Source organism: Salipiger sp. PrR003, assembly GCF_010500785.1.
GTDB classification, from domain to species: domain Bacteria; phylum Pseudomonadota; class Alphaproteobacteria; order Rhodobacterales; family Rhodobacteraceae; genus Salipiger; species Salipiger pacificus_A.
The window spans coordinates 1-1,901 of the sequence record NZ_JAAGOV010000004.1; the positions used below are offsets into that span (position 1 = coordinate 1).

A 1,901-nucleotide genomic window follows, 5' to 3' on the forward strand; every position below is an offset into this window, starting at 1 on the left:
TGTAAGCGCCAAGTTAGAATGTCCCACATGAGCAAAGCTGAAGTGTCACACTCCCCTGAATGGGCAGGATTGGAGTGCGGCCGTGGGATTGGTGGTCATGAGCGAGCGCGAGCTGAACCGGATCGAAGTCCTGAGTGATGTGGTGCAAGGCCGGATGTCTGCGGTGGCGGCAGCCTCGGTCCTGGGCCTGAGCCGAAGGCAGGTTCACCGGCTTCTGAAGACGTTCCAGGCCGATGGTCCGGCGGCGATCCGGCACAAGGCCCGCGGACGTCCGTCCAACAACCGGATCGATCCCGCGGTGCGTGAGTTTGCGCTGACGCTGATCCGTGAGCGCTACGCCGACTTTGGGCCCACGTTCGCAGCCGAGAAGCTGGCGGAAGACCATGGCCTGAAGGTGTCGCGGGAGACCTTGCGCAAATGGATGCAGGATGCCGGCATCTGGCTGTCGCGCAAGCAGCGCAGAACGTTTCACCAGCCGCGCCGGCGCCGGGACTGCTATGGCGAACTCGTGCAGATAGACGGCTCTGATCACGCCTGGTTCGAGGAACGTGGTCCGGCCTGCACGTTGCTGGCCTTTGTCGACGACGCCACCAGCACGCTGATGCACCTGGAGTTTGTAGCCTCTGAGAGCACCTTCAGCTATTTCGGCGCGCTCGAGCGGTATCTCGCGGCGCACGGCCGGCCCGTGGCCTTCTATTCCGACAAGCACTCGGTGTTCCGTGTCGCCAAGCAAGGGGCGAAGTCGGGCCATGGCATGACCCAGTTCGGTCGGGCGCTGAACGATCTGAACATCGAGATCCTCTGTGCAAACAGCAGCCAGGCAAAGGGCCGCGTCGAGCGCGCGAACCGTACCCTGCAGGATCGGCTGGTGAAGGAACTACGGCTGGCGGGCGTCTGCGACATGGCAGCCGGCAACGCGATCCTGCCAAGGTTCTTGGCGCGCCATAATGCGAAGTTCGCCAAGGCGCCGTTACGGGCCGACAACCTGCACCGGTCCCTGAACATGGAACCGGAACGTCTGCGAGAGATCCTGTGCTTCCGCGATGAGCGCTATGTCACCAGGCAACTGGCCTTCTCCTATGAGCGGCAGCGCATCATCCTTGCGGAGAACGACATCACGCGCGCACTGCCTGGCAAGTATGTCGACACCTACGAGTTCCCCGATGGCCGGTTCGAAGTCCGCTGGAAAGGCGTGTCGCTGCCCTACTCCGTGTTCGACAAAGACCAGCGTGTCAGCCATGCCGCGATCACCGAGAACAAGCATCTGAGCGCGGTGCTGGAATACATCAAGGCCGAGCAGGACAAGGCGCCTCCGAAGAAGCGGCGGGCCGGGAAGCAGCGGACCCGCTACGAGCCGACAGGTCGCCGCAACGACGGCTGGAACTCGCTGGCAGCGCGCCAGGCAAAGGCGCGGGCCGCAGCACCCCCGGAATGACGCTGTCGCCGCGTCGCCGCGATGCTAACCTCCGCCGCGAGCGAGTGAGTGAGCGAATGAGCGAGGCAGGCACATGGCAGGCAATACAGAGCCGGAGATCATCTTCTCGAACCTGACGCAGGACGTGGTGATCGACGGCCACCGCTTCACCGTGGAGATTTACCGAACCTCAGACGATCCTTCGTGGATCCTGTCAGTGGAGAACGCCTTCGGGACGCTTACGATCTTGGACAACCCTCCATATTTTGCCGACGGCCTTGCCTGGCGGGCCTTCGAGAAGCTCCTCGATGAGCAAGGTTTCCGTGCCTTCTACAGCGCAAAGGAGCGCCGCAAGCTCCGGATCTGAACGCATGGCCGATCAGGGCTGCGATATGTGGGGTCTTCGCCCTGCCCGGCCATGCTTCTCCACCCTCGGTGAGACATTTCTGCTTTGCGCAGCCGAGGACATTTCAACTTGGTTGCAACA

The 1,901-nt window shown here is 62.7% G+C and carries 2 protein-coding genes; both read left to right on the forward strand.

The annotated features are described in order from the left end of the window. Positions 1-82 precede the first annotated feature (82 nt). The gene (locus G0D83_RS00035) at positions 83-1,435 is read left to right on the forward strand and encodes an ISNCY family transposase (protein ID WP_164188498.1); all 1,353 of its coding nucleotides are present in this window, start codon (positions 83-85) and stop codon (positions 1,433-1,435) included. A 73-nt stretch (positions 1,436-1,508) separates the two neighbouring features. Further along, positions 1,509-1,781, forward strand: a complete 273-nt coding sequence (locus G0D83_RS00040; RefSeq protein WP_164188500.1) for a hypothetical protein — start codon at positions 1,509-1,511, stop codon at positions 1,779-1,781. The last annotated feature ends 120 nt before the right edge of the window (positions 1,782-1,901 follow it).

Bases quoted from the DNA above. Each gene is read 5' to 3' on its own strand.
- G0D83_RS00040 (WP_164188500.1), top strand. From the start codon at position 1,509: ATGGCAGGCAATACAGAGCCGGAGATCATCTTCTCGAACCTGACGCAG.